Genomic DNA, 17,481 nt, shown 5'->3' with positions numbered 1-17,481 from the left:
GACGCGGGCAAACCGCCCAAGGTCGCCATCGTCGCCGCCATGCGAAAGCTCATCATCATGATCAACACTATTCTTAAAAGACGAACCCCATGGAACCAGCCCCAACAACACGGTTGCTGAGGTGCCCTCGCGGGGGCCTCGAAGGGCGAGGCGGGCATGCAGGCGTCTGACATGCAAGAGGCAGCGTTGCGCGTGTCCTTCGAGGCGATCCTACGGATCGCACCTCAGGATGAGGGAAGTTGGAGAATGCCGCCCCTGATCACGATGCTGTCTCATCAAGCCCTTGTCACTAGCAGCAAACTACAGCACGATTTTAACGCTGTAAAGATTAGATCGAGACATGGCCATGCACGACGGATCGACCCGCTATCATCACGGAAATTTGCGCCCCACACTGCTGTCCGTGGCGAGAGCGCTGCTGGAGGAGGGAGGCCCGGCTGCGCTGAACATGCGGGAGATCGGCCGTCGTGCCGGCGTCTCGGCTCCGGCGGCATACCATTATTTTAACAGCCTGGACGCCATCGCGGCGGCACTCGCCGAACAAGGGTTTGCCGAACTCAGCGAAAGCATCGATGCCGCGCTAGCCGGTCCTCGACGCAATCTGCTCGCCGGCGGCATCGCCTATGTCGGCTTTGCCCGCGCGAATCCCGGTCTCTACCGGCTGATGTTCGGGGAGGGCTTTCAGGCCTATTCCAAAGGAAATGAGGCGATACGCGCCTTGCGGATGCAGGTCTACCGGCAGATGAAGGACGACCTGGAAAAGCGGCTGACGCCCGAGGACGTGCCGAACGCCGCGCTCTTTCTCTGGTCGCTGACGCATGGCCTTGCCTTGCTGATGATAGACGGCCAGGTCGAACCCGGCGCCGATCCAGACGCAAAGGTCGAGGATATCCTGAAGCTCGCCGGCGTGGGGCTGCCTGCCGCCAGATAGGCTGTCGACGCGCTCGGCTTCATCCATTTCCGCATGGACGATCCAGCCAGGATCGCTTCGATCCTATTGGGGACGGCGATGCCGGGACATTCAAATCCCTACCAGGCGGTACGGGCGGTGCCGAGCGCGGTCGTATGAGAGGATGAGACCTGGGCGACGTGCGCCTTGAGCGACACGACGCAGTTTCCCGGAACGCTGAGATTGTGCGACGTCAAGTGTTTCAGCAATGTCTCGGCGTCGCGCTTTTCGGTTAGCGGAAATGTCACAGTCATGCGAGTTCTCCAACGAATAAACTGAGCATCTGCAAAAATTAATGTCTAAATTCTTTTGCGCTGCAACAAGAAAATTTTAACGATAAAATTAAAATCGATTAGCTTTCGGAGTGGCTATTTTAAAAATCGTTTGAAATTGGATTCGGGCTTCTCCATGGATGCCTGGACTGCTTCGGCCAACCGCGAGGGAAGATGCCGTCAATGTGGGCATTGACCTATCCGCCCATCTGACCCTCGCAGCTTATTGGGATCCGAACCGCTCGTTTCGTCCGGTTCCTGCCGGTCGAAGTGAAGGCGTTTGGAGCGTCGTGAGCGTTGAGTGCGCTGGCTGCCGTAAGATCGGGCGGTCATCTGCCGTTGCGGGCGACCCAGCTCCTGAGCCGCAATCCGTTGAGCCTGATGAAACCTTCCGCGTCGTGATGATCGAAGGCGATGGTGCTTTCTTCGAAGGTGACGAGGTCGGCGGAGTAGAGGGAGCAGGGGGAGGCGCGGGAGATGACCGAGGCGCTTCCCTTGTAGAGCCTGAGCGTCACTTCGCCGCTGACGAAAGCCTGGCTGTGGTCGATCAGGGCTTGCAGCATTTCCCGCTCGGGCGCGAACCAGAAGCCATTGTAGATCAGTTCGGCGTAGCGGGGCATGATCTCATCCTTCAGATGGGCGGCGGCGCGATCGAGCGTGATCGATTCAATGCCGCGATGGGCCGCGAGCAGGATTGTCCCTCCCGGCGTTTCGTATATTCCCCTCGACTTCATGCCGATGAAGCGGTTTTCAACCAGATCGAGCCGTCCGACACCATGCCGGCCGCCCAGTCCATTGAGTTCGATCAGCAATGCAGCCGGCGTCATGGCCTTGCCGTTCACCGAAACCGGATCGCCCCTCTCGAAACCAACGGTAATGATCTCGGGTGTGTCGGGCGCGTCGATGGGATCGACGGTGCGCTGATAGACATGATCGGGCGCGACTTCCGCCGGATTTTCGAGACTCTTGCCTTCGGTCGAGGTGTGCAGCAGGTTGGCGTCGATCGAGAACGGCGCCTCGCCGCGCTTGTCGCTCGGCACTGGAATCCGATGCTTCTCGGCATAATCCAGAAGCTGCGTGCGGGAGCGGATGTTCCATTGGCGCCAGGGAGCAATGACCTTAATCGACGGGTCAAGCGCATTGACGGCCAGCTCGAACCGGATCTGATCATTGCCCTTGCCTGTCGCACCGTGGGCAACGGCATCCGCGCCGACCTCCCGGGCTATGCCGACCAGATGTTTGGCAATCAGCGGCCGTGCGATGGAACTGCCCAGCAGGTACTGCCCCTCATAGAGCGCGTTCGCCCGCAGCATCGGAAAGACGAAGTCGCTGACGAACTCCTCGCGCAGATCGACGATGCGGATGTCCTTGACTCCCACCATCTCCGCATTGGCCCGCGCCGGCTCGAGCTCCTCGCCCTGGCCGAGATCGGCGGTGAACGTCACCACCTCGCATCCGTAGGTCTCCTGCAGCCATTTGAGGATGATCGAGGTATCCAGTCCGCCCGAATAAGAAAGCACAATTTTCTCTATCTTCGTCATTTACCCATCTCCATCTCGATGCTGGAACGATAGGCCAAGTCCTGCGCAATTAGCTTGCGAAGCATCCGGGAAATTGCAAAAGTTTAGCATATCATGCCACTACAGTATGAATCGGAGCTATGAAATGCCAGTCATCCTGGACCCGATCGACCGCCATATCCTGCGTGTGCTTCAGCGTGACGGGCGTATTTCGAACGTCGATCTGGCGAAGGAGGTAGGCCTGTCGCCGTCACCGTGCCTGCGTCGCGTTCGGCTGCTGGAGGAGGCCGGGATCATCGATCGCTACGTCGCCGTGCTGGACCCTGCAAAAGTCGGGGCGGGGCTGACGGTTTTTGCCCGCGTCTGGTTCAAGACCCAGGATGCCGAGGTCACCCTCCGCTTCGCCGAAGCCGTCAGGCGGTTTCCCGAGGTGATGGAATGCTACTTGACGACAGGGGAATGCGACGCCGTGCTTCGGATTGTCACCGCCGATCTGCATAGCTATTGGCGTTTTCAGGCCGATCACCTGACGCGCATTCCGAGCGTCCTCAGCGTCAAGACCGACGTGCCGATGGAAACGCTGAAGCGAAGCTTCGAACTGCCGTTGAGATAGGCGTCGTGGCCCGATCCCTATCCGAGAGAAGAGGCGCTCCGGCTCCTTGCCAGCCAGACGAGGCCAGTGACCAGGAGCAGGATCATCACGGTATGGGTGATGTAATCGAGGTTGGTTTGCGGGCCGACGCCGACGGCGATGGTGAAGGCGCCGACGATGGTGCCGAGGAGGGCGAAGGACTGGGCGAAGATCGCAGCCGTTCGGCTCCATGATCGGTCAAGGCCGAGCGAGATCAGGCCGAGAAGGAGTACCGCTGATATCACCGCTTCGGCAATCATCGCCTGCCGGTGTTCGTGTCCTTCTAGGACGAACCCGGCATGGGTGAGCGAGGCAATGGCATAAAGACAGGTTTCGATCAGGAAGAGGATGGCGACAGCTGAACGCATGGCATGGCTCCGTAGCAAGGTGGACGCCCAATGGACTTTCCGGGGAAGTCGCCGATAAGGTTTGATTGATACGATAATTTGAGTAACAAAACTATTTTTCAAGTGTGTTGTGAGGATATTTGATGCCTTCTGCCTCCGACCGCCATGCCAAAGCCGCCGCCTCGGCGTGGCGGATGATGTTCGATCTCTTGATGAAATCGGCGCCACAGCGGCTGGAAAGCCTTCAGGCGAGGGGGCTGACGCCAAACGATTCCAGGGCTCTGTTCACCTTGCACGACGAGGGGGAGCCGATCAGCATGCTTGCCCGCCAATGGGGGTGCGACGCCTCGACCGCGACATGGCTGGTCGACCGGCTGGAGCGTGCGGGTCTTGCCGAACGCGTAACCCCGGAACGTGACCGCCGCGTCAAGCTGGTACGGCTGACCGGCAAGGGCGCGGCCACCAAGGATGAGCTTTTGACGGAGCATTATCGCCCGCCGGCGGAACTCCGGCACCTTTCGACCGGAGAGCTCGAAGAACTGGCCAGGCTGCTTGCCAAGACCGAAGGAGAGGGGTGACGGGGTTCGGGACCGATTGCCGTTTACCGCACTCCCTAGACGATCGCATAGAGATGAGAGCGGTTCATCCCGGCTAGATCAGTCTTTGACCGCCATCCACATGGATCGTCTCGCCGGTCGTGAAATCGCTCTCCATGAGGTAGATGTAGGCGCTGGCGACATCGGCGAGGGTGGCGATGCGGCCTGCGGGCAGGCGCCCGGCCATGTCCTTGAGATAGCCGGATTTGGCGCTTCCGACGAGTACATCCCACATTGGGGTATCCACCCAGCCGGGGGAGACGACGTTGACCCGCGAAGGCGCAAGTTCGAGGGCCAGGCCGTGGGCGAAGTAGCTGAATGAACCGGCAATCGCCGCCACGACCGCTCCGCCCGGTACGGGCGGCCGATCCTTGTTGATCCCCGAGGTAATCGTCATCGACCCGCCACGCTTGAGATATGGCGATGCATGCTTGGCGAGGGCGATGGTGCCGATCAGCTTGTTGTCGACGAAGCGCCTGATGACGTCGAGGTCGAGGGCTTCGATCGGTGCGCCCGGCGGCGGCGTGCCGGCCGTGGTAACGAGGTGGTCGAACTCCCCAACCGTCTCGAAGAGGCGAGTGAGATCGGACTCCCGCTCGAGATCGGCGGCAAAGCTTCGCAGGTGGGGAGGCCCGCCGAGCTCTTCTTCCGCAGCTTGCAGTTTTTCCTCGGAGCGCCCGGCGATGACGACATTGGCACCGCGTTCGAGAGTGGCCGCGGCAACGCCGAGGCCGATGCCAGAACTACCGCCGAAAATAATAATGGTTTTTCCTGTGAGCGAGGTCATGGCTGCTCTCGTTTGCTGATGAGGTTCGGAGCGTGGACGGCATCTAGCCGGCATAGGCCGCTTCAAGATCGGCGATGATGATCTTCTGCATTTTGTACATGGCCTGGAGCGTCCGCTCCGCTTTCTTGCGGTCGGGATCGCCGATAAGGCGGAGCGTGATCTCCGGGCAGACCTGCCAATTGACGCCGAATTTGTCCCGCAGCCAGCCGCAGGCCCGCTCTGAGCCACCGCGCGATGTCAACGCTTCCCAGTAATAGTCGGTCTCGGCCTGATCCCTGGTTTCGATGAAGAACGAGACGGCGTCGTTGAAGCCGTCGCCGGGGCCTGCGTTGAATGTTCTGAGCCTGAGGTCTTCGAGCGCGAAATCGTAGGTGGCGATTGGCACAGTGCGGGTCGTTCCTGAGACCCAGTCCGGCACCTCCGTGGAGCCGAGTTTCTTCGCGTTTCTGAAGACGGAGAGATAAAAATCGCGGGCTTCTTCAGCCTGGGTGTTGAACCAGAGGAAGGGGAAAATCGTTGCCATGTCGGTTGCTCCGCAACATCGGATATAGGTGATAGGAAATCACAGATCGTCTCGTTGGCGCCGATGTCGTCTCGTAACGAGACGCTGCGCTCATCCAGAACATATGAAGCGCATGGCTGGACGACAAACCAGATTTCGGCAATGATCTGTGATCAAAACTCACAAATGAGCCGAGCTATGCCGAGACGATTGCCGCCGCTGAACGCCCTGCCGAGCTTTGAGGCGGCCGCGCGCCATCTGAGCTTTTCCCGGGCCGCCGACGAACTGAACGTGACGCATGGCGCGATCAGCAGGGCGATCAAGCACCTCGAGGAGCAACTCGACGTGCAACTGTTCGAAAGGGGAACGCGGTCGGTCCGTCTGACCGCCATTGGAGAGCCTTATGCGCAGTCGGTCCGCGAAGCGCTCGATCTGTTGGCGGCGGCGACGAAATCCGCATCGGCCCGCCATTTGGACAAGACGCTCAATGTCAGCACGTCAGACGGATTTGCCGGCCGGTGGCTGGTGCCGCGGCTCTATCGTTTCCATCAGGCCAACCGCGACATCGATGTGCGGATATCGACGACAGGCCGGCTGACGACCTTCCTTGCCGACGGCATCGACATCGCAATCCGCTACGGCGGAGGCGAATATCCTGGGCTGACATCGGAATTTCTGACCGGCGAAGAGGTCTTTCCCGTCTGCAGCCCACGGCTTCTGAAGGGGACGCATCCCCTGCGCGAGCCTGGGGATCTGAAGCATCACACCCTCATTCACGATGGATTCCCCATCGACTGGGCGACCTGGCTGCGCAGTGCCGATGTCAGGGATGTCGATCCGAAGAGCGGCCTGACCTTCGACTCTGCCACCTTCGCCGTCGAATCCGCCGTGCAGGGCGAGGGCGTGGTTTTGGGGCGCACGATGCTAGTCGCTGCCGACCTTGCCGCGGGTCGGCTGGTCAGACCCTTCAGGCAGGCGCTGACATCCGCGTCGCAGTATTTCGTGGTCTATCCGCCGCGCGCAATCAACCAACGCAAGGTGAAGGCATTTCGTGATTGGCTCTTTGCCGAAATCAGTCATTCTTGAGATGTCGGGTGCAACAGGGCTCGGCTGTCGCACTTTGAATTGCTGCTCGGTGCTCTGGAAGCCATAGCCGCATCCCGATTTGACGGATGCGTCGAATGCAACATGACGACGGCGATCTATATGGCACGGCTACGTTCCTCAGATGCGGCCACTAGTCGACCTGGATATGAATATGGTCGTCGTGGCGGGCGGCGCGGCAGCCTTGAAAGCGGACATGGCTGTCGGTGATGCCGAGCGCGTTCTTCAGATGCGGCTCGATGAAGATCTTCTGCAGGTCGAAGCGCGCAACGCCTTCGCTCGTCAGCCAGCCGATTGCTGCCGATGTGCGCTGCTCCTCGATCCGATAGGCAGGAAACAGAGGCTGCAGCGCATCGAAGTTCCAGCGGGTGGTGAGCCAGTCGTTGCGCCCTTCGCATGGCAGTTCGTCGCCGGGGGCGGGTTGCTCGAAGGCGAAATAGCCGATCGGGGAGCGGGTGGCGCCATTCAGGAAGGCACCGTCGGCATCCTTGTAATAATAGGCGAAGTCTAGCTTCTTCCCGTCGGCATGCGACAGATGCGGCAGCAGCGGAAAGCCGTTCACGAAGGGGAAATTCGCATCCAGCGCGACGGTGACGGTTCCGGGGAATTCCTTGTCCATGTGGGCGGCAAGCGCCTTTGCGAGATCGCGCACGTCTGGGGTGACGTAGTTGCGGTTCAGCAGGCAATAGATCGGGGAGCGGACCACGAGCCTGTCTGCAGCGTCGGCGACGCAGGAGAGGGGAACCCGCCCGAAGATCGGCGCGGCGAGGCTCGCGGTAAAGGTGGCGCCGGCATAGCAAAGCAGAAAGATTGCAAACTTTGCCGGAAGCCGCCGGAAGCCCCAGCCGCGCGATGCGGCCAGCGCCACGAGATAGGCGATGCCGCCGATCTGCGTCAGCAGCGTCAGGATGAGAACGATCAGGGCGTGAAGGGCAAAACGGAACACGGGAAGGCCTTGCGGACGTTGTCGTTCCCATAGGCGAGGCGATGCTGATGCGCAAGGCGGATGGCGGGGAAGTGCGCGGCTCATTATACCCTTCCTTTGGGTGCTTTGAATTGACAGGATCAATTATCTGACTAAAGTCAGATAATATGGCTTACGATCCTGTCGCTCGTGTCCGTCGCTTCAACCGTGCCGTCACCTCCGAAGTCGGCGCTCTCGATACGTCTTTCCTCGGGCGCGGCCGTCCGCTGGGCGCAGCCCGCGTTCTCAATTCGATCGGCCGGGGACAAACGGATGTTGCGGTGATCCGCGATTATCTCGGTCTCGACTCGGGGCTGATGAGCCGTCTGCTACGCAGTCTGGAAGAGGAGGGTCTCATCGAGACGCTACCGAACCCTCAGGACGCGCGCCGCCGCATTGCAAGGTTGACCGAAACCGGCCGCTCCGAGTTTCAGGCTTATGAAGCGCTTTCCAATGCGCAGGCGAAATCGTTTCTGGCGCGCCATAGCCGCCCGGACGAACTGTTGCGCGCCATGGATATCGTCGCTTCTTCGCTGAGGCGTGAGCAGATCGTGCTCGAGGAGAAAGATCCGCGGCACGAGGACGCCAGCTATTGTCTCCGCGAATATTACGGCGAACTCGCACGCCGCTTCGAGAAGGGTTTCGATGTATCGCTTTCTCGCGATCCTGACGCCAAGGATATGATCCGTCCGCGCGGTGCGTTCCTGGTGGCCATGTCGGATGGCCTGCCGATCGGCTGTGTCGGGCTGAAGGGCAATGGCGGCGAGGTCGCGGAGATCAAAAGGCTCTGGGTCGCCCCATCCGCGCGTGGCCTTGGGCTCGCAAGGCGCCTTATGACAGCCGCCGAGAACATCGCCCGCGAGTTATCCATCAAGCTCCTGCGTCTGGATACGAATAGCGCGCTACCCGAGGCAACACAGCTTTATCGCGGAACCGGCTGGAGTGAGATCGACCGTTTCAATGACGACCCATACCCGGACACGTTCTTTGAAAAACGCCTTTAAGCTCTCTTCCTGTGACGAGCACGGGAATGAGGGAGGTAAGGGGGTCGCCGCTGCCCGGCCCTTCGCATGGCTCAGGGCGTTCGGCCCTGCGATCGATTCACTGGATAGATCGCTCCTGCTTCGCAGGACCGGGCCTCACCCCCTGCCGGTCAGGCGGCGAAGCGCTCCGTTGTCGGGCGGCGGCGCAGGTTCGGCTGCGTTACCGCAGGTGGGTTATAGGCCGCTTCCAACGGGCCGGTGTCGGTGCCGGGCGGGACGATCGCGTCGATCCGGTCGAGGATTTCGTCCGTCAGGCTCACCCCGGCGCCGGCAAGCAGATCGTCGAAGTGCTCCATCGTGCGCGGGCCGATGATCGCCGAGGTGACGGCGGGATGGGCGATGGTGAAGGCCATCGCCATGTGCGCCAGCGAGAGCCCCGCCTGCTGGGCGAGCGGGATGAGCCGTTCGACCGCGTCCAGCCGGCGCTCGTCGTTCATCTGCCTGGGGAAGCGTTTGGCGCGGGCGCTGTCGGGCTGCGGCGCGCCCTTGCGGTATTTGCCGGTGAGCATGCCCATCGCCAGCGGGCTCCACACCATCGCGCCCATTCCGTAACGCTCGCAGGCGGGCAGCACTTCGCGTTCGATGCTGCGATTGAGGATTGAATAGGGCGGCTGCTCGGCGCGGAAGCGCGCCAGCCCGCGGCGCTCGGAAACCCATTGCGCCTCGATAATTTCCGAGACGGGGAAGGTCGACGATCCCACGGCGCGCACCTTGCCTGCTCGCATCAGGTCGGTGAGGGCCGACAGCGTCTCCTCGATGTCGGTATCGGGTGCCGGCCGATGGATCAGGTAGAGATCAATGTGGTCGGTCTGCAAGCGACGGAGCGAATCCTCGATCGCCCGCGTCAACCAGCGGCGCGAATTGCCCTGTCGGTTCGGGTCGTCGCCCATCGGCAGATGTGCCTTGGTGGCGAGCACGACGTCGTCGCGCCGGCCCTTGAGCGCCTTGCCGACGATCTCCTCGGATTCGCCGCGGCTGTAGATATCTGCGGTATCGATGAAGTTGATGCCGGCATCGAGAGCCTTGTGGATGATCCGGATCGAATCCTCGTGGTCAGGATTGCCGGCGGCGCCAAACATCATCGCGCCGAGGCAATAGGGGCTGACCTTGATGCCGGTTCTTCCAAGCGTGCGGTATTGCATGGTCTGTTCCTTTTATTGGGGAGGCGGACTTCGTGCGCATCGATGTGGCCAACACCGTCGCGCTGTGTTAATTTGCTTAAACGGAACCGTATTCCGTTTATATACGGAACAATGTTCCGTTTTTCAAGCGAGTGAATGATGAGCGACGAGAGGAAAGAGCAGGAAGACGGCCTGAAGCCCGGGGAAAAGGCGGACAGGCGCGTGCGCGCCGACGCCAAGCGCAATCTCGACGGGCTGCTTCAGGCGGCATTGACGGTGTTTGCGACCTCCGGCGTCGATGCCCCGGTGCGTGAGATTGCGGAGAAGGCCGGCGTCGGCATCGGCACCGTCTACCGGCATTTTCCCGAGCGTTCCGACCTCGTCGTCGCCGTCTTCCGCCGCGAAATCGACGCCTGCGCCGACGCTGCGCCGATCCTTGCTGCCGAACATGCGCCGGGCGAAGCGCTGGCCAGATGGATGCAGCGTTTCGTGGATTTCATCGCGGCAAAGCGCGGGCTTGCGGCGGCCCTGCACTCCGGCAACCCAGCCTTCGATGCCTTGCCCGCCTACTTCCAGCAGCGGCTTCGGCCGGCCCTTCGCTCGCTTCTCGACGCCGCCGCTGCCGCCGGCGAGGTCCGCACCGATATCGCCGCCGAGGATCTTTTGAATGCGGCCGCAAGCCTCAGCATGCACGCCTACGCCCAAGGGTCCGAACATGCCCGGCGCATGGTGTCCCTTCTGGTCGACGGGCTGCGCTACGGCGCTGTACGGCGTTGACGCTCCGACAATGAAACGCGCCATTGCCCGGCCGGCACGCGCGCCCGGCCGGACAACGACCTGGCGTCATCAGGTCCGCATCGACAGCTCGATATCCTCTTCGAATGGTGTCGAGAGGTAGCCGGCCGCGGGCGAGCGTACGCGGGCGAGATATTCCGGGCAGAGGTCGGCATTGTCGGCGATGATGAGGGCGCCAGGCCTAAGGCGGTCTTCGACCAGTTCCAGGATATCGCGATAGAGCGCCTTGGCGCCATCGAGGAAGAGAAGGTCGATCGTTTCCGGGAGATCCGTGCTCAGGGTCTCAAGGGCATCGCCTTCGCGGATCTCGACGAGGTCGATGAGGCCGCCGGCCGTCAGGTTGGCGCGGGCGCGGACCAGCTTCGACGGCTCGAACTCGCTGGTGATCAGCCGGCCGCCGCCATTGTCGCGGAGCGCCGCTGCGAGATGGAGGGTCGAGATGCCGAAGGACGTACCGAATTCGACGATCGTTCGTGCGCGGCTGCTTCGCGTCAGCATGTAGAGCAGCACGCCGGCCTCCCTGGAGACGGGAAGCCAAAGATCCTTCAAGCGCCCGTAAAGGTCGAGATATTCGGTCTTGCTGCCGATCAGGCGCATCCGCTCATCGCCTGACAGGCCCGACATTGCAGAGCTCGCCGCCGCATCAGCCTCCTCGAATAGGCCATCGAGCAGGGGCGCCAGCGGGGCGGTGGTCAGTGTCGTCATATAAAATCTCCTTGGTGACAACTTCTTGTATGGAGCGAAAAATACGAGTAATTCGTCGCATCTGCTATTCGCATTGCGGAGCGCTGCCATGACCGATCGTCCAAGAGCCCGGATTTCCTCACGAAAACTGCCCAAACAAGCCCGATCGAGCGAGCTCGTGGCGGCGATCCTGGATGCCGCTGCTCAGGTTTTGGCGCGGGAAGGCGCCCAGCGCTTCACTACGGCGCGGGTGGCCGAAAGGGCGGGCGTCAGCATCGGATCACTCTACCAGTATTTCCCCAACAAGGCGGCGATCCTCTTCCGCCTGCAGAGCGACGAATGGCGGCAGACGACGGACATGCTCGGGGGCATCCTCGCCGATGCGCAAAGGCCGCCGCTCGAACGGCTGCGCCGCCTCGTCCATGCCTTCCTCCGCTCGGAGTGCGAGGAGGCGGCGATGCGCGTGGCGCTCCATGACGCAGCACCTCTTTATCGCGATGCACCGGAGGCGCAGGCGGCGAGGGCATCGGGCGACCGCATCGTCGAACTGTTCATGCAGGAAGTGCTGCCTTCTGCGCCGGAGGCGACACGGGTGCTCGCCGGCGACCTGATCACCACGACCCTCGGCACAGTGGGAAAGCAGTTCTCGGAGGCACCCCGGAGCGATGCGGAGATCGAAGCCTATGCCGACGCCATGGCCGATATGTTCTGTGCCTACCTCGAACAGCTTAGGGCTGGCCGGGACGGGGCATGATGTTCCGGCTGCGATCTGTTGGGCCTGGTGTTCCTGGATGCTGGTGTTCCGGGGCGGCGGCGCGAGGGAGCGGTAAGCGAAAGCGCTGCATCCCAGCGCCTGTCATCGCAGAATGCTACGGTGCTTAGATGGAGGGAGAGGGTTCTACTGGTTGTCCAGTTGCTTCGACAGCTCGGCAAAAAGCCCGTCGTGGTTAGTGTTCATCTGGACGAGATCGACGGCGACGGTGATGGCGTGGCGTCCTTCTATGCTGTCGATGTCGAGCTTCCTCTCGCAGCACCATTGCCGAACGGCATCGGTGACGATGGTTATTTCATCATCGTTGAGCGAGATGAGCGACAGGAGCATCTTCGTATCTTCCATGAAGCGGCAAGAGCACCTATGTCTCTCAAGCGGTCGCGTCGATGATCCGATGGCGTTTACTCTACGCTCATTCCGCAGCAATACCACGGCCATTTTGACACGGCTTGGTGACAGCCGAACGATCCCGACAGGCGGCCGTCAGGGCGGCACCTGCCAGGATTGCTTCGACTCGTTTATTTCGCCAGCACGATATGCGTGGCGTGTTCGGTCGCGACATGCTCGGCGACGCGGAAGCCGAGGGCCGGGAGGTCGATGCCTGTGAACATCGCCTCGCCCTTGCCGAGCACGACCGGCGAGACGGCGAAATGCAGTTCGTCGATCAGGCCGGCCTGCAGATACTGACGGACGGTGCTGACGCCGCCGCCGACTTTCACATCCTTGCCGCCGGCCGCAGTCTTCGCCTTGTCAAGCGCCTCCTCGACGCCGCCGGTGACGAAGTGAAACGTCGTGCCGCCCTCCATGACGATCGGTTCGCGGGGATAATGCGTCAGGATATAGGTCGGCGCGTGATAGGGCGGGTTCGGTCCCCACCAGCCCTTCCAGGCATCATCCGGCCAATCGTCGCGGATGGGGCCGAACATGTTGCGCCCGAGAATGAAGGCGCCGAAATTGGCCATGCCGCGGGCCGCATAATTCTCATCAACGCCTTCGGAACCGCCGTCCTTTCCGATCATCGCACGAAAGGTGCGGGTGCGGAAAAACCATTGGAACATCTCCGTTCCCCGCTTGCCCAGCGGATCGTTCATGCTTTGCTCCGGCCCGGCGCCGAAACCATCCACGGAAAGGGAAAATGCTGCGACACGCACTTTGGACATGCTGCTCTCCTCCATCTGATTGCATACCGAAACTAGTTGCGTTGTCGCATAAGCGATCCTATATTGCAACCAGTTTTAAGGAGAGAATTCGTGGATATTGAACTGCGGTCGGGCTGCCCGATCAACCTGACGATGGAAGTGTTGGGCGATCGATGGAGCCTCATCATCATCAGGGACATCATGTTCGGCAACCGCCGCCATTTCCGCGATCTTCTGACCCATTCGGAGGAGGGGATTGCCTCCAATATTCTGGCCGCCAGGTTGAAGCGTCTGCTCTCGCTCGGATTCATCACCAAGCGGGACGACCCGAGCCACAGCCAGAAAGCGATCTACAGCTTAGCGGAGCCGGCGATCCAGCTCGTGCCCGTCTTCGCCATGATCGGCGCCTGGGGGCGGCGGCATCTCCCGGTCAGCGAGGAGCTGAGCATCCGCGCACAGCTTCTCGAAGAAGGCGGACCGCCGCTTTGGGACGAGTTTATGGAGGATCTCCGGCAGATCCACATCGCCGACCCGATCGGCGGCGCCAACGGTACATGCACCTCACCGGTGCTGGTGAAGCTGACTGCGGCATTCCTCGAGGTTCGCGCGAGATCGTTGTCGCAGGCATCCTGATATCGAGGAAGGTCGGTCGGCTCGATCAGCCGCCGGCACCCTGGTATTTGCCGGTGGCGTACCGCCAGTGAGTGATTGCCATCAAGACCCAGATCGGCCCGGCCACAAGAGACGCCGGCCCGGCCCAGTCCCCGAGGATCGGGATGGGTTTGCCTAGCAGGGCGCCGACAGGGACCGAGCTGGTGAGGGCCAGCGGAACCGCGGTGATGAGGATGGTCTGGATGCCGCCCGGAAAAATATTGAGCGGGTAGCGCGTCAATTCCCAAAAGCCGAAGAAGATCGAGAACAGGTGGTTGGACCGCACCCAGATCAGCGCTGTGGCGCCGATCATGGTGATGAGTGCCCCCGTCAGCAGCGTCGCGCTGATAAGCGCAGCAATTAAGAATGACGCGGACCAGATCGACCAGGTGAAGTCGACGGACAGAACTGCCCAAGCCATCAGCGCCACTGCGAGGATGACGTGGCCGGCATAGCCGATATTAAGGCCGGAAAAGACCAGATAGGCCCAGGGGCTGAAAGGCTTGACTAACAGCGTGTCGTAAGTGCCGAGCCGCACCAGTTCTTCGAGCTCGCGCAACTGCACGAAGCTCATCGCCGCGCCGAGCGAATAAGCCAGCAGTTGGAAGCTGAACAGCAGCGCAAGCTCCGGCCAGGTCCAGCCGCCGAGCGTGTCGAAGCGGGCAAGCAGGATTCCGATGGTGGCGAAGACGCTGCCATAGGAAAGGATCTGCGCAAGACGGTCGAGCCAGAAAGCGCCGCGATATTCCATCTTGGAGCGGACGTGCATCCGGACCAGCAAAGGAAGGACGCGCAGGTGGTGCATGAGCATGATCAACCTCCCTGCACCGTGATGCGGCCGGAGGCGCAGCGCCACAGCCAAAGGACGCCGGCCAGGAACAACGCGGCCCAGGCAAGGCCCAGGCCGAAATGGAGCCAGACATCGGCAGTGGAAAGCCTGCCGAGATAGACGGCATTGGGATAATAGACCACCCAGGCGAAGGGCAGGTGGCGGGCAATCGTGGCCAGCGGTTCGGGGAAGAACCAGAACGGTATCAGCAGGCCCGAGAACAATTGCAGCAGGGCGCCCAGGATCCAGTCCAGCGAGAAGCTCGTCATCAGCCAGAAGGCGACGAGGCCGAAGAGCGCCGACATCAGGAACAGCAGCGTAAAGGACAGCGCCCAGAAGGCGATGAACATCAGGCCATCGAACAGGCTTGCCGGCGGCAGCATGCCGTAAAACAACGCGGTAAAGGCGATGGTCGGAATGACCTGGGTCATCAGGCGATAACCGAAGCTGCCGCATTCGTTGGCGAAGAGATAGAGCGGATAGGACAAGGGCTTGAGCAGCCAAACCGCGATATCGCCTGTCTTGAGCGACCGGCCGATCTCACCGATGATCCTTTCAGGGCGGGTTGCACCCATCACCGCGCCGCCGAGCAGCGCATAGGTCACCATTTGCTGCAGTGAGACGCCGTCGACCACGATTGCGCTGACGCCGGCATAGGCCGCCTGCCAGATGGCGACCCGCGCGAAAACCTGCACGAGTTTGCCGAAGATATTGGCCCATACTTCGTTGCGGTAGGCGAGCTGCGAATGGAAGGAACTGCGCGCGAAGGCGAAATAGGCGCTCATGATGCCAGAGCCTTGGCATTGCGCCGCTGGTAGAAGGTGCGGATGACCTCTTCGATGTCGGGCTCGTGCAGCGCCACATCCTTGAGATCGCGGCCGTTGCCGACCTCCGACAGGATCGTGACCAGCGAGATATCTTCACGCTCGATGAGATAGTTCTTGCGCAGGCCCTCGTCGCTGACGAGGGCCGCGGTGCGCAATGGCAGCGGTCCAGGGTCACTGGCAAATTCGAGTGTCAGCCGCCGGGCCGAGCCCAATGCTGCGCGCAGGCTCTTCAACTCGCCGTCGAAGATGAGCCTGCTATGATCGACCATGATCAGCCGCGGGCAGATAGTCTCGATGTCCTGCAGATCATGGGTGGTGAGGATGAGGGTGACGCCGCGCTCACGGTTGATCTCGGCGAGAAAACGCCGCACGGCATCCTTGGCGACCACATCAAGACCGATGGTCGGTTCGTCCAGAAAGAGGATCTTGGGATCGTGCAGCAGCGACATCACGATCTCGGCGCGCATGCGCTGGCCGAGGCTGAGTTGGCGCACTGCGCGGTCGAGAAAGGGCGTCAAGTCGAGCAACTCGCTGAAGCGTCGGAGATTATCCGCATAGCGGGCGGCGGGGATGTCGTAGATACGCTGGTGCAAGGTAAAACTGTCGACCAGCGGCAGGTCCCACCACAGCTGGCTGCGTTGGCCAAAAACGACGCCGATCTCGCGGGCATTGTCCATCCGCTTCAGATGTGGCGTCCGGCCGAGCACCGAGAGCGTGCCGTCGCTCGGCACCAGGATGCCGGTCATCATCTTGATCATCGTCGATTTGCCGGCGCCATTCGGGCCGAGATAGCCAACGGCTTCGCCTGCCGCGATGTCGAAACCGATGTCGGAAACGGCCAGGACTTCCGTATATTCGTTGGTCACCAACGTCTTCAGCGCGCCCATCAGGCCCGGAAATCTCTTGTGCTGCCGGAAGCGTTTGCTGACGCCCCGCGCCTCGATCAAAGCCGACATGTGTATTTCCTCAAGGGGTAATTCCAGCCGATTCGGCAGCAGCACCCAAGCTAACGCGGGGCTCGGCCAGTTCAAGCTAAAGTCGCTTTTGGGGCGCTACTCAATCGCGCCTAGCCTAGCCTTTTGCGTTGACAGCCATGATCAATCGATTCCTGTTAGGGTCATGAAGATTCTCGCAATATCCGGCAGCGCCCGGCGCAATTCCACCAATACCGCCATGCTGCAGGCTGTTCGCGCCGTTGCGCCAAATGAGATCGAGATTTCGATCTTCGACGGTGTGGGGCGGTTGCCGGTATTCTCGCCCGATCTCGAGGGAGAGCATCTGCCGGAGGCGGTGCGGGATCTCATCGATGTGATCGCTCAGAGTGACGGGGTGATCATTGCCAGCCCGGAATATGTCCGATCCATCCCGGGCGGCCTCAAGAACGCGATCGATTGGCTCGTGTCAGGAGAGCAGATCGTCCATAAGCCGATCGCCCTGCTGCACGCATCACATCGCGGCGACGACATGCTGGCGGGTCTTCGCACCGTTCTTGCGACCATTACCGACCGGTTCGCGGGCGATATTTTCCTCAGGCTTCCTTTGATGAAGCTGGAGCCGGCCGAGGTGTTCAACACCATTGAGGCAGCGGAGAACCGTTTCAAGGTGCAGGCCTATCTTCAGGCATTCTCGGCCTATTGCATGGCAGACAGTAAGACCGCCTGAGGGTTCGCTCGCTGCATCATCGGACGTCCATCAGCAGGCCGTTCTCGAATGCCGTCTTTTCGTGAAGCGTGTGCAGAATGACGAGTGGGGCTGCGAGCAGCGCGGCAAGGATGAAGGCGGAGAGAAAGTGTCTCGTCAGGAGACGGAGGATAGGTCGGATCATCTTGATCTCCAGCTGCTGCGGATAGTCTTTGTGCTGGACCTCAACAATTGCAGCAGCATGACCGGCTGCCTTGCAAGCTCCGCAATGCTGCCGCAACCCTTGTGGCAGACAGAAGGGGTGAGC

23 protein-coding genes and 1 pseudogene are annotated in these 17,481 nt (G+C 61.3%); 10 read left to right on the top strand and 14 right to left on the bottom strand.

Annotated elements, in window-relative coordinates; genetic code table 11:
* Together ACM5SV_RS30785 and ACM5SV_RS30780 are read left to right on the top strand one after the other, a co-directional pair.
* Nucleotides 1-120, top strand: a pseudogene (locus ACM5SV_RS30785) (IS110 family transposase); the annotation flags it as partial.
* Between the two features lie 220 nt (nucleotides 121-340).
* The gene (locus tag ACM5SV_RS30780; protein WP_221993312.1) at nucleotides 341-931 is read left to right on the top strand and encodes a TetR/AcrR family transcriptional regulator; all 591 of its coding nucleotides are present in this window, start codon (nucleotides 341-343) and stop codon (nucleotides 929-931) included.
* Nucleotides 932-1,029: 98 nt separating this feature from the next.
* Here the strand turns inward: ACM5SV_RS30780 and ACM5SV_RS30775 are convergent, their stop codons facing one another.
* Together ACM5SV_RS30775 and ACM5SV_RS30770 are read right to left on the bottom strand one after the other, a co-directional pair.
* A complete protein-coding gene (locus ACM5SV_RS30775) occupies nucleotides 1,030-1,203 on the bottom strand; it encodes a hypothetical protein (protein WP_003540843.1) in 174 nt (57 codons plus the stop codon).
* A gap of 347 nt (nucleotides 1,204-1,550) precedes the next feature.
* Complete coding sequence (locus ACM5SV_RS30770; RefSeq protein ID WP_221993310.1) at nucleotides 1,551-2,762, bottom strand: argininosuccinate synthase; 1,212 nt, start codon at nucleotides 2,760-2,762, stop codon at nucleotides 1,551-1,553.
* Between the two features lie 124 nt (nucleotides 2,763-2,886).
* Here ACM5SV_RS30770 and ACM5SV_RS30765 point away from each other — a divergent pair, with 124 nt between their 5' ends.
* A complete protein-coding gene (locus tag ACM5SV_RS30765; RefSeq protein ID WP_062941699.1) occupies nucleotides 2,887-3,354 on the top strand; it encodes an Lrp/AsnC family transcriptional regulator in 468 nt (155 codons plus the stop codon).
* Between the two features lie 17 nt (nucleotides 3,355-3,371).
* On the opposite strand, the gene ACM5SV_RS30760 is transcribed toward ACM5SV_RS30765, so the two are convergent.
* On the bottom strand, nucleotides 3,372-3,740 hold the full coding sequence (locus ACM5SV_RS30760; protein WP_012757991.1) for a hypothetical protein: 369 nt from the start codon (nucleotides 3,738-3,740) through the stop codon (nucleotides 3,372-3,374).
* Between the two features lie 122 nt (nucleotides 3,741-3,862).
* Here ACM5SV_RS30760 and ACM5SV_RS30755 point away from each other — a divergent pair, with 122 nt between their 5' ends.
* Complete coding sequence (locus ACM5SV_RS30755) at nucleotides 3,863-4,297, top strand: MarR family winged helix-turn-helix transcriptional regulator (RefSeq protein WP_012757990.1); 435 nt, start codon at nucleotides 3,863-3,865, stop codon at nucleotides 4,295-4,297.
* A gap of 73 nt (nucleotides 4,298-4,370) precedes the next feature.
* On the opposite strand, the gene ACM5SV_RS30750 is transcribed toward ACM5SV_RS30755, so the two are convergent.
* Together ACM5SV_RS30750 and ACM5SV_RS30745 are read right to left on the bottom strand one after the other, a co-directional pair.
* Nucleotides 4,371-5,102: an SDR family oxidoreductase gene (locus tag ACM5SV_RS30750; protein WP_221970858.1), complete on the bottom strand. Its 732-nt coding sequence runs from the start codon at nucleotides 5,100-5,102 to the stop codon at nucleotides 4,371-4,373.
* A gap of 43 nt (nucleotides 5,103-5,145) precedes the next feature.
* The gene (locus ACM5SV_RS30745; protein ID WP_221970859.1) at nucleotides 5,146-5,625 is read right to left on the bottom strand and encodes a VOC family protein; all 480 of its coding nucleotides are present in this window, start codon (nucleotides 5,623-5,625) and stop codon (nucleotides 5,146-5,148) included.
* A gap of 177 nt (nucleotides 5,626-5,802) precedes the next feature.
* Here ACM5SV_RS30745 and ACM5SV_RS30740 point away from each other — a divergent pair, with 177 nt between their 5' ends.
* On the top strand, nucleotides 5,803-6,690 hold the full coding sequence (locus tag ACM5SV_RS30740) for a transcriptional regulator GcvA (RefSeq protein WP_222015022.1): 888 nt from the start codon (nucleotides 5,803-5,805) through the stop codon (nucleotides 6,688-6,690).
* Nucleotides 6,691-6,841: 151 nt separating this feature from the next.
* Here ACM5SV_RS30740 and ACM5SV_RS30735 read toward each other — a convergent pair whose 3' ends face one another.
* On the bottom strand, nucleotides 6,842-7,738 hold the full coding sequence (locus tag ACM5SV_RS30735) for a hypothetical protein (RefSeq protein ID WP_113545914.1): 897 nt from the start codon (nucleotides 7,736-7,738) through the stop codon (nucleotides 6,842-6,844).
* A gap of 62 nt (nucleotides 7,739-7,800) precedes the next feature.
* Between ACM5SV_RS30735 and ACM5SV_RS30730 the strand changes: the two genes are divergently transcribed.
* Entirely contained in the window at nucleotides 7,801-8,676 is an 876-nt protein-coding gene (locus tag ACM5SV_RS30730) for a bifunctional helix-turn-helix transcriptional regulator/GNAT family N-acetyltransferase (RefSeq protein WP_113545913.1), read from the top strand.
* A gap of 149 nt (nucleotides 8,677-8,825) precedes the next feature.
* On the opposite strand, the gene ACM5SV_RS30725 is transcribed toward ACM5SV_RS30730, so the two are convergent.
* Entirely contained in the window at nucleotides 8,826-9,857 is a 1,032-nt protein-coding gene (locus ACM5SV_RS30725) for an aldo/keto reductase (protein WP_113545912.1), read from the bottom strand.
* A gap of 135 nt (nucleotides 9,858-9,992) precedes the next feature.
* On the opposite strand from ACM5SV_RS30725, the gene ACM5SV_RS30720 reads away from it, so the two are divergent.
* Nucleotides 9,993-10,613 carry a TetR/AcrR family transcriptional regulator gene (locus ACM5SV_RS30720; protein ID WP_113545911.1) on the top strand — a complete coding sequence of 207 codons (621 nt, stop codon included), beginning with the start codon at nucleotides 9,993-9,995 and terminating at the stop codon, nucleotides 10,611-10,613.
* Between the two features lie 69 nt (nucleotides 10,614-10,682).
* Here the strand turns inward: ACM5SV_RS30720 and ACM5SV_RS30715 are convergent, their stop codons facing one another.
* The gene (locus tag ACM5SV_RS30715; protein ID WP_221973612.1) at nucleotides 10,683-11,336 is read right to left on the bottom strand and encodes an O-methyltransferase; all 654 of its coding nucleotides are present in this window, start codon (nucleotides 11,334-11,336) and stop codon (nucleotides 10,683-10,685) included.
* Between the two features lie 88 nt (nucleotides 11,337-11,424).
* On the opposite strand from ACM5SV_RS30715, the gene ACM5SV_RS30710 reads away from it, so the two are divergent.
* Complete coding sequence (locus tag ACM5SV_RS30710) at nucleotides 11,425-12,069, top strand: TetR family transcriptional regulator (RefSeq protein ID WP_113545909.1); 645 nt, start codon at nucleotides 11,425-11,427, stop codon at nucleotides 12,067-12,069.
* Between the two features lie 144 nt (nucleotides 12,070-12,213).
* Here ACM5SV_RS30710 and ACM5SV_RS30705 read toward each other — a convergent pair whose 3' ends face one another.
* The gene (locus ACM5SV_RS30705) at nucleotides 12,214-12,417 is read right to left on the bottom strand and encodes a hypothetical protein (RefSeq protein WP_012757980.1); all 204 of its coding nucleotides are present in this window, start codon (nucleotides 12,415-12,417) and stop codon (nucleotides 12,214-12,216) included.
* A 188-nt stretch (nucleotides 12,418-12,605) separates the two neighbouring features.
* Nucleotides 12,606-13,247: a dihydrofolate reductase family protein gene (locus tag ACM5SV_RS30700; protein ID WP_222015020.1), complete on the bottom strand. Its 642-nt coding sequence runs from the start codon at nucleotides 13,245-13,247 to the stop codon at nucleotides 12,606-12,608.
* Between the two features lie 90 nt (nucleotides 13,248-13,337).
* Between ACM5SV_RS30700 and ACM5SV_RS30695 the strand changes: the two genes are divergently transcribed.
* Nucleotides 13,338-13,859, top strand: coding sequence for a winged helix-turn-helix transcriptional regulator (locus ACM5SV_RS30695; protein WP_164563625.1), 522 nt, complete (start codon nucleotides 13,338-13,340; stop codon nucleotides 13,857-13,859).
* A gap of 25 nt (nucleotides 13,860-13,884) precedes the next feature.
* On the opposite strand, the gene ACM5SV_RS30690 is transcribed toward ACM5SV_RS30695, so the two are convergent.
* From ACM5SV_RS30690 to ACM5SV_RS30680, 3 genes are read right to left on the bottom strand one after another with little or no spacing between them, the layout of a single operon-like run.
* A complete protein-coding gene (locus ACM5SV_RS30690) occupies nucleotides 13,885-14,688 on the bottom strand; it encodes an ABC transporter permease (protein ID WP_222015019.1) in 804 nt (267 codons plus the stop codon).
* Nucleotides 14,689-14,690: 2 nt separating this feature from the next.
* Nucleotides 14,691-15,491 (bottom strand): ABC transporter permease, encoded by an 801-nt coding sequence (locus tag ACM5SV_RS30685; RefSeq protein WP_222015017.1) that lies wholly within the window; start codon nucleotides 15,489-15,491, stop codon nucleotides 14,691-14,693.
* Entirely contained in the window at nucleotides 15,488-16,489 is a 1,002-nt protein-coding gene (locus ACM5SV_RS30680) for an ABC transporter ATP-binding protein (RefSeq protein ID WP_012757975.1), read from the bottom strand. The genes ACM5SV_RS30685 and ACM5SV_RS30680 overlap by 4 nt, the downstream gene beginning before the upstream one ends.
* A 163-nt stretch (nucleotides 16,490-16,652) precedes the next feature.
* On the opposite strand from ACM5SV_RS30680, the gene ACM5SV_RS30675 reads away from it, so the two are divergent.
* Nucleotides 16,653-17,195, top strand: coding sequence for an NADPH-dependent FMN reductase (locus ACM5SV_RS30675; protein WP_017994467.1), 543 nt, complete (start codon nucleotides 16,653-16,655; stop codon nucleotides 17,193-17,195).
* 16 nt (nucleotides 17,196-17,211) lie between these two features.
* Here ACM5SV_RS30675 and ACM5SV_RS30670 read toward each other — a convergent pair whose 3' ends face one another.
* Entirely contained in the window at nucleotides 17,212-17,358 is a 147-nt protein-coding gene (locus tag ACM5SV_RS30670) for a hypothetical protein (protein ID WP_012757973.1), read from the bottom strand.
* Between the last annotated feature and the right edge of the window lie 123 nt (nucleotides 17,359-17,481).

The organism is Rhizobium sp. CRRU65, assembly GCF_048551595.1.
Taxonomy (GTDB): Bacteria; Pseudomonadota; Alphaproteobacteria; order Rhizobiales; family Rhizobiaceae; genus Rhizobium; species Rhizobium leguminosarum_J.
Note: the sequence above shows the minus strand (reverse complement) of the source record. Positions and strands in the feature narration are given on the sequence as shown.

What these genes read in the sequence shown, in the direction of transcription:
- ACM5SV_RS30780 (WP_221993312.1), top strand. Translation starts at nt 341, where the DNA reads ATGGCCATGCACGACGGATCGACCCGCTATCATCACGGAAATTTGCGC.
- ACM5SV_RS30775 (WP_003540843.1), bottom strand. Translation starts at nt 1,203, where the DNA reads ATGACTGTGACATTTCCGCTAACCGAAAAGCGCGACGCCGAGACATTG.
- ACM5SV_RS30770 (WP_221993310.1), bottom strand. Translation starts at nt 2,762, where the DNA reads ATGACGAAGATAGAGAAAATTGTGCTTTCTTATTCGGGCGGACTGGAT.
- ACM5SV_RS30765 (WP_062941699.1), top strand. Translation starts at nt 2,887, where the DNA reads ATGCCAGTCATCCTGGACCCGATCGACCGCCATATCCTGCGTGTGCTT.
- ACM5SV_RS30760 (WP_012757991.1), bottom strand. Translation starts at nt 3,740, where the DNA reads ATGCGTTCAGCTGTCGCCATCCTCTTCCTGATCGAAACCTGTCTTTAT.
- ACM5SV_RS30755 (WP_012757990.1), top strand. Translation starts at nt 3,863, where the DNA reads ATGCCTTCTGCCTCCGACCGCCATGCCAAAGCCGCCGCCTCGGCGTGG.
- ACM5SV_RS30750 (WP_221970858.1), bottom strand. Translation starts at nt 5,102, where the DNA reads ATGACCTCGCTCACAGGAAAAACCATTATTATTTTCGGCGGTAGTTCT.
- ACM5SV_RS30745 (WP_221970859.1), bottom strand. Translation starts at nt 5,625, where the DNA reads ATGGCAACGATTTTCCCCTTCCTCTGGTTCAACACCCAGGCTGAAGAA.
- ACM5SV_RS30740 (WP_222015022.1), top strand. Translation starts at nt 5,803, where the DNA reads ATGCCGAGACGATTGCCGCCGCTGAACGCCCTGCCGAGCTTTGAGGCG.
- ACM5SV_RS30735 (WP_113545914.1), bottom strand. Translation starts at nt 7,738, where the DNA reads ATGAGCCGCGCACTTCCCCGCCATCCGCCTTGCGCATCAGCATCGCCT.
- ACM5SV_RS30730 (WP_113545913.1), top strand. Translation starts at nt 7,801, where the DNA reads ATGGCTTACGATCCTGTCGCTCGTGTCCGTCGCTTCAACCGTGCCGTC.
- ACM5SV_RS30725 (WP_113545912.1), bottom strand. Translation starts at nt 9,857, where the DNA reads ATGCAATACCGCACGCTTGGAAGAACCGGCATCAAGGTCAGCCCCTAT.
- ACM5SV_RS30720 (WP_113545911.1), top strand. Translation starts at nt 9,993, where the DNA reads ATGATGAGCGACGAGAGGAAAGAGCAGGAAGACGGCCTGAAGCCCGGG.
- ACM5SV_RS30715 (WP_221973612.1), bottom strand. Translation starts at nt 11,336, where the DNA reads ATGACGACACTGACCACCGCCCCGCTGGCGCCCCTGCTCGATGGCCTA.
- ACM5SV_RS30710 (WP_113545909.1), top strand. Translation starts at nt 11,425, where the DNA reads ATGACCGATCGTCCAAGAGCCCGGATTTCCTCACGAAAACTGCCCAAA.
- ACM5SV_RS30705 (WP_012757980.1), bottom strand. Translation starts at nt 12,417, where the DNA reads ATGCTCCTGTCGCTCATCTCGCTCAACGATGATGAAATAACCATCGTC.
- ACM5SV_RS30700 (WP_222015020.1), bottom strand. Translation starts at nt 13,247, where the DNA reads ATGTCCAAAGTGCGTGTCGCAGCATTTTCCCTTTCCGTGGATGGTTTC.
- ACM5SV_RS30690 (WP_222015019.1), bottom strand. Translation starts at nt 14,688, where the DNA reads ATGCTCATGCACCACCTGCGCGTCCTTCCTTTGCTGGTCCGGATGCAC.
- ACM5SV_RS30685 (WP_222015017.1), bottom strand. Translation starts at nt 15,491, where the DNA reads ATGAGCGCCTATTTCGCCTTCGCGCGCAGTTCCTTCCATTCGCAGCTC.
- ACM5SV_RS30680 (WP_012757975.1), bottom strand. Translation starts at nt 16,489, where the DNA reads ATGTCGGCTTTGATCGAGGCGCGGGGCGTCAGCAAACGCTTCCGGCAG.
- ACM5SV_RS30675 (WP_017994467.1), top strand. Translation starts at nt 16,653, where the DNA reads ATGAAGATTCTCGCAATATCCGGCAGCGCCCGGCGCAATTCCACCAAT.
- ACM5SV_RS30670 (WP_012757973.1), bottom strand. Translation starts at nt 17,358, where the DNA reads ATGATCCGACCTATCCTCCGTCTCCTGACGAGACACTTTCTCTCCGCC.